Below are 6428 nucleotides of genomic sequence, written 5' to 3'. Positions count from 1 at the left end.
TATATAAGTATACAAATTTTTAAAAAACAGCTTACAGATTTTTTTATATCAAAAAGCGCCTTAGTGGACCCCTTTTGGTATATTCTTTTTATATCATTTTACCTTAATAGCCGTTACTGTAAAGTTACTAGACATATAAACTAATTATAGGATAAAACATAGTTAGAAACTATAATAATTAAATATTTAAAATCTTATTGTAGTATTGGTCTGTCACAGATGATATTCATCTAAGTACACTTTTCACATCTGAATTGTTGAAATGTAAATAAAGTTATAAGTTAATTATCTAGTACTATTTTATTATTTTTGTATGGCAGGGACAAATTGCTTGTTTTCAGTGTAGCTTTGTTCTGTATTATAAGGTGCTGTATTAGGGGTCCATTTTACTTTATACGGACTATCTCCACCCCCATCAATTGAAAAAGCATCTCCTGATTGTGAAGTATCAGGTACAGTCATATATTCTTTTTGTAAAACGCCTTCTGAAGTAGTATCTGTTTGCTCTAAGTTAGATACTACTAAACCATTATTCTCAATTTCTTGAATTCGAGCTGAAGATACAATTTGTGCAGCAGTAGCACCATCAGCTTTTACTTTCGATGAAGCCTGCATAGCTGAAAACCTAGGAATCGCTATTGCAGCTAAAATTCCTAAAATTGCAATTACTACAATTAATTCGATTAGGGTGAATCCTTTTTTATTTCTTTTCTTTGTTAGCATTTTTATCATATTGTCATCTCCTCTAGATTTTTTATATTAACTACTATAAAAATGTTTATACCAACTTAAATTGTGTTCACCATATCAAACATAGGTAGAGCCATTGCTATAACTATAAAACCTATAACTATTGCCATAGCTACTAGGAGTATTGGTTCTATAAGAGTTGTCATTCTTTGAAGAGATGTTTCTACTTCTTCATCGTAAAAGTCTGCTGTTTTAACAAGTATCTTATCTAGTGAGCCTGACTCTTCTCCTATATTTATCATTGAATAAACCATTATTGGAAAAACTTCCATACTTCTTATCGTTTGAGATAGTGATACTCCTTTTTTTATTCCTTCCATACCATCTTCCAGTCGTTCCTTTATAACTGTATTATTTACTATATTGCCAACTATTTCAAGTGATTCAAGAAGTGGTATACCTGAACTCATAAGTGTTGAAAGAGTTCTTGTAAATCTTGAAGTTATTATTTTTTGATTTGTCTTTTTTATAAATGGTGTCTTTATTTTTAGAAGGTCTATTGATCGTCTACCTTCATTTGTACTTTTAATATAGAGAGAGAATATACTTAAAGCTGCTATCCCACCAAAAAATAAATACCAATATTTTTGTAAAGTTTTACTTGTCTTAAGCAGAAAAAGGGTTATAGCAGGAAGTTCTGCGCCACTGCTTTCAAACATTTCTATAAATGTTGGAAGTACTCCTATTAACATAAATAATACTACTGATACAGATACAACGATTAAAACTATAGGATAAATAAGAGCTGATTTAATTTTATTTTCTAGCTTATTTTCTTTTTCAAAATGGATTGCCATTCTCTCTAATATATTGTCTAGATTACCACTTACTTCTCCAGCCTCTACCATATTTATAAGTATAGACGGAAATGTCTTGTTGTGCTTGCTCATAGCCCCTGAGAGAGTAACTCCTTTTTGCAAGTCTGTATGAATTGATTCTAATGATTTTTTCAAAGTTTTATTTTCCGATTGAGCAGACAATATATCTAAACATCTTATAATACTTATTCCTGCATCTACCATAGTGTAAAATTGCCTACAAAATATAGCAAGGTCTTTTTTCTTTACCTTACTTTTAAACAATTCTATACTTGAGGTTTTTTCTATATCCTTTTCAATAGATACCGGTATGTATTCTTCATTTTTTAGCATAGATAAGACTTCTGATTCTGTTTGTGATTCAAAAAACCCTTCTATTATTTCTCCATTTGTATTTACTGCTTTATATTTATATATCATAAAACCTTCCTTATATAATATATTTTTTTATGTGATCTGAATTCATTGCTTGTTTTATGGCTATATCTCTATCTATCGAGCCATTTCTATATAAGTTTAATATACTTGTATCCATAGGTATCATACCAAAACTTGCTCCAGTTTGAATAGCTGTATCTATTTGGTGAATTTTATCTTCTCTTATTAAATTTCCTATAGCTCTTGTTATCATCATTATTTCAAAAGCTGCAATCCTTCCATCATTATCTTTTCTTGGAAGAAGTTGTTGTGAAACTACTGACTGAAGAACAGATGAGAGTTGCACCCTTATCTGTTGCTGTTGATGGGGTGGAAATACATCTATTATTCTATCTATAGTTTTAGCAGCTCCTGATGTGTGAAGAGTTGAAAGCACAAGATGCCCTGTTTCAGCTGCTGTAAGAGCTATGGATATAGTCTCTAAATCTCTCATTTCACCCACTAAGATAACATCAGGATCTTGTCTCAGGGAGGCTCTTAGAGCTGTTGAGAAATTTAAAGAATCATTTCCTATTTCCCTTTGGTTTACTATGGACTTATTATGTTTATGAAGGTATTCTATTGGATCTTCTAAAGTTAGTATATGGCAATTTCTCTCATGATTTATCTTATCTATTAAGGTAGCAAGAGTAGTCGACTTTCCACTTCCTGTTGGTCCTGTTACAAGTATTAACCCTCGCCTTATAAGAGATAGTTCTCTTATCTTTTCTGGTATATTTAATTCATCCATAGAGGGTATCTCAAAAGGTATAATTCTTAATACCATTCCAAAATTTCCCCTTTGTTTAAATGCATTTATTCTATATCTGCTTGTCCCAGGAGAAGAAAACGAAGTATCTATTTCTCCCTTTTCTTCTAAATTTTCTATCATATTTTCTGTTAAAGTTTCGTATACCAGTCTTTTAGTAGCCTCTGGATTTAAAGATGGGAGCTCTAAAGGAATGAGGTCACCATTTATTCTTAAAATAGGAGGCATACCAACTGTTATATGGATATCTGAAGCATCTTTTTCTATACCTAAGTTTAAAAGTTCTATTAAATCCATATCTCTTCCTCCATCAATCTTTTATACCTATCTTTAAAGCTTCACTAAGGGATGTTTGTCCATCTATAACTAAAGTTATTGCCTCTTTAAAGAGAGTATTCATACCATTTTCTAATGCTGCATTTCTTATAGCTGCTATATTTACATCTTCATTTATAGCTCTTTTAACATTGTCTTCCATACTCATTATTTCATGAATTGCTGTTCTTCCATCAAATCCTTTGTTACAAGAATTGCATCCATTGGGTTTGTAAAGTGTCAGTTCCTTATTACCTTCTATTCCTAAAATCTCCTTTTCAGAAATATTTGGCTTATAAGGTGTTTTACAATTATGACATAGTACTTTTATTAGTCTTTGAGATATTACCCCAGTTATTGAAGATGAAACTAAATAATGTTCTATGCCCATATCTATTAGTCTTGCAACTGTAGAAGGACTATCGTTAGTATGTAGTGTTGATAGTACAAGGTGTCCTGTTATAGAAGCCCTTATAGCTATCTCAGCAGTTTCTACATCTCTTATCTCTCCCACCATTATTATATCTGGATCTTGCCTAAGTATTGATCTAAGACCAGAGGCAAAGTTCATTCCTGTTTTATCGTTTACTTGAACTTGATTTACTCCGTCTAATTTATACTCTACAGGATCTTCTATTGTTATAATGTTTTTATCTTGAGTATTAAATTCTTTTAAAACACTATAAAGAGTAGTTGTTTTTCCACTTCCTGTTGGCCCCGTTGCCAATATTATACCATAAGGTTTGGAAAGAATTTTATTAAATATTTTTAAATTCTTTTCACTAAGACCTAGGTTATCCTTAGTATATGTAAATTCCGATTTATCTAATAGTCTTATAACTATTTTTTCTCCGTATACTGTTGGGAGTATGGATATTCTCATATCTATCTTTTTTCCAAATAGCTTTGTATCTATTCTACCATCTTGAGGAACCCTTTTTTCTGCTATATTCATCTTGCCAATTATTTTGATTCTAGTAACTATTGGAGATAGTTTATCTTTAGTTAAAGTCATTATTTCCTTTAAATCTCCGTCTATCCTAATTCTTACTCTTACATAATCTGAAAAAGGTTCTATATGAATGTCCGATGCTCTATTTCTTACAGATTGTTCTATTATTGAATTTAAAAGTCTTACTATTGGAGCTGATGTAACTTCCATTTCCTCCAATGACTCCTTTATTAAGTCTTTTTCCAATGAACTATCTTCTGTCAATTCTTCTAAAATTTTATTTGAAGATTCATTAGAAAAATATCTATCTATAAGGTTTGTAATTTCACTTTCTAAAGCAATAACTATTTTAATTTCTAGTTTTGTAAATAGCTTTACATCATCTATTGCATAAAAATTTAGTGGATCTGACATAGCTACTACCAATTTTCCACTTTCTCTATCTATTGGTATCAAACTATATTTTCTCGCCATCTCCTGTGGTATCATGTGTACTGATTTTATATTTATAGGATACTTTCCTATATCAACCTTAGGAAAACCTAATTGCGAAGATAATGTATCTATTATGTCTTTTTCACTCAATATACCTTTATCCACAAAAATCTCTCCTATTTTTTTATTTGACTTCTTTTGTTCTATTAAAGCACTTTCAAGATCTAATTTATTTATCTTATTAGATCTTAAAAGTAGCTCTCCTAATCTTAAATTTTTATTTTTCATTTATTATCTTCCTTTTTATCTGTATATAAAATATACTATTTATGTAAGTTTTTAATTAATTTCTTCTTTTTATAAAATTCTTTATCATTATTATACTATATTTTAATATTAATGTCTTTTAAATTTATTGTATCATTTATGATAAGATTAATTATGATGTAATTTTGCCTTCATTATACATATTTACTTTAAAATAACGGGTGTTTTTTTAAAGTAAAATGCAAGACTATTTAATAGGAGGTGGAAATTTTGAAAAAAAATAAAATAATGATTTTGATTTTAGCTTTAACTTTAATGCTTACATTTACAGCCTGTACTACAAAAGATCCTAAAACAGGGCGTAAGAATACAAATCTTTCAACACAAACAAGAGACAATAGATGGGATAGAAACACAACAGATACAGATAATCTAAGAGATAACACTAGAGACAATATGTATATGGATGACAATATAAACGATAGAAGAAATATGGGTATGGATAATCCGTTAGATAATGATATGGATATCAATAATCAAAGAGATGGTTTAGATACAAATCTCAATAATGGAATGACTAGACCTAATGATAACTTAAATAATAATATGAATAAAGATGCTAGTAATGTAGCAGGAAAGATTACAAATCTTAAAGAAGTAAATAAGGCTAGTGTCTTATTGTCAGAAAAAGATGCCGTAATAGGTGTAAATTTAAGAGGAAATACTCAAGATACTATGACAAATTCTTTAAGAACAAAAATTGAAGATATAGTTAAAAAAGAGAATAAATCTATAGATAATATTTCAATAACTACTGATCCTAATTTAGTAAATAGAATAAATACTATGTATGATGATATAGATAGTGGAAATATGATAGATAATTTTACAGATGAAGTAAGAAATTTAATTAGAAAAATAACACCAAATACTAGAAAATAAACTTAAAGCTTGCTTTCTTTAATTATAATTAAAGAAAGCAAGCTTTTATTTTTCCATTGAATTTGATAATTTATTTAATGCACGTGATTCTATTCTTGATACATAAGATCTTGATATTTTTAAAAGTTCTGCTATCTCTCTTTGTGTTTTATACTCTCCATCTATAAGTCCATATCTTAATTCTATTATTACTTTCTCTCTTGATTTTAAAACCTTTTGCATAAGTTCATATAGCTTTTTAGTTTCTAATTTTAGATCTACCCTATCTAGTACTTCATCTTTATCAGTACCTAATATATTAAGTAAATTTATTTTATTTCCTTCTTTATCTGAACCTATTGGATCATGGAGTGAAACTTCCATTTGTCTTTTTTTATTAGATCTTATACTCATAAGTATTTCGTTATCTATGCATCTAGCAGCATAAGTTGCAAGCCTTGTTCCTTTATCATTTTTAAAAGTATTGATACCTTTTATAAGTCCTATAGTACCTATTGATATAAGATCTTCAATATCTCTTCCTGTATTATGGTATTTTTTTACTATATGAGCTACAAGCCTTAAATTTCTTTCTATTAATATGTCTTTTGCACTTTTATCACCCTTTGCATGTAATTTTAAATATTTCGCTTCTTCATCCCGAGTTAAGGGCTCTGGAAAAGTATTTGAGCTTATCATATAACCACAAAGAATTATAAAGGGTCTGAAAATTACACTAAAAATAAAATATAAACTATTTTTCATTTTATCTCCTCCAATCATA

At 29.0% G+C, this 6428-nt stretch carries 6 protein-coding genes; 1 reads left to right on the top strand and 5 read right to left on the bottom strand.

Annotation, left to right across the window (positions count from 1 at the left end):
- Positions 1-303 precede the first annotated feature (303 nt).
- The 4 genes from ACTHW2_RS06530 to ACTHW2_RS06515 are packed head-to-tail and all read right to left on the bottom strand — an operon-like array spanning position 304 to position 4744.
- Positions 304-732, bottom strand: coding sequence for a pilus assembly FimT family protein (locus tag ACTHW2_RS06530; RefSeq protein WP_442263167.1), 429 nt, complete (start codon positions 730-732; stop codon positions 304-306).
- A gap of 56 nt (positions 733-788) precedes the next feature.
- Complete coding sequence (locus ACTHW2_RS06525) at positions 789-1988, bottom strand: type II secretion system F family protein (RefSeq protein WP_442263166.1); 1200 nt, start codon at positions 1986-1988, stop codon at positions 789-791.
- A gap of 10 nt (positions 1989-1998) precedes the next feature.
- Positions 1999-3051: a type IV pilus twitching motility protein PilT gene (locus tag ACTHW2_RS06520; RefSeq protein WP_442263165.1), complete on the bottom strand. Its 1053-nt coding sequence runs from the start codon at positions 3049-3051 to the stop codon at positions 1999-2001.
- A 13-nt stretch (positions 3052-3064) separates the two neighbouring features.
- Positions 3065-4744 carry a GspE/PulE family protein gene (locus ACTHW2_RS06515; RefSeq protein WP_442263164.1) on the bottom strand — a complete coding sequence of 560 codons (1680 nt, stop codon included), beginning with the start codon at positions 4742-4744 and terminating at the stop codon, positions 3065-3067.
- 249 nt (positions 4745-4993) lie between these two features.
- Here ACTHW2_RS06515 and ACTHW2_RS06510 point away from each other — a divergent pair, with 249 nt between their 5' ends.
- A complete protein-coding gene (locus ACTHW2_RS06510; protein WP_442263163.1) occupies positions 4994-5665 on the top strand; it encodes a YhcN/YlaJ family sporulation lipoprotein in 672 nt (223 codons plus the stop codon).
- Positions 5666-5710: 45 nt separating this feature from the next.
- Here ACTHW2_RS06510 and sigK read toward each other — a convergent pair.
- Positions 5711-6428, bottom strand: a 718-nt coding sequence (sigK, locus tag ACTHW2_RS06505; RefSeq protein ID WP_442263162.1) for an RNA polymerase sporulation sigma factor SigK, incomplete at its 5' end; no start/stop codon positions are given.

It is taken from the genome of Tissierella sp., assembly GCF_052089545.1.
Lineage (GTDB): Bacteria > Bacillota > Clostridia > Tissierellales > Tissierellaceae > Tissierella_A.
This window is presented reverse-complemented; position numbering and strand designations above follow the sequence as displayed.

Bases quoted from the DNA above. Each gene is read 5' to 3' on its own strand.
- ACTHW2_RS06515 (WP_442263164.1), bottom strand. From the start codon at position 4,744: ATGAAAAATAAAAATTTAAGATTAGGAGAGCTACTTTTAAGATCTAAT.
- ACTHW2_RS06520 (WP_442263165.1), bottom strand. From the start codon at position 3,051: ATGGATTTAATAGAACTTTTAAACTTAGGTATAGAAAAAGATGCTTCA.
- ACTHW2_RS06530 (WP_442263167.1), bottom strand. From the start codon at position 732: ATGATAAAAATGCTAACAAAGAAAAGAAATAAAAAAGGATTCACCCTA.
- ACTHW2_RS06525 (WP_442263166.1), bottom strand. From the start codon at position 1,988: ATGATATATAAATATAAAGCAGTAAATACAAATGGAGAAATAATAGAA.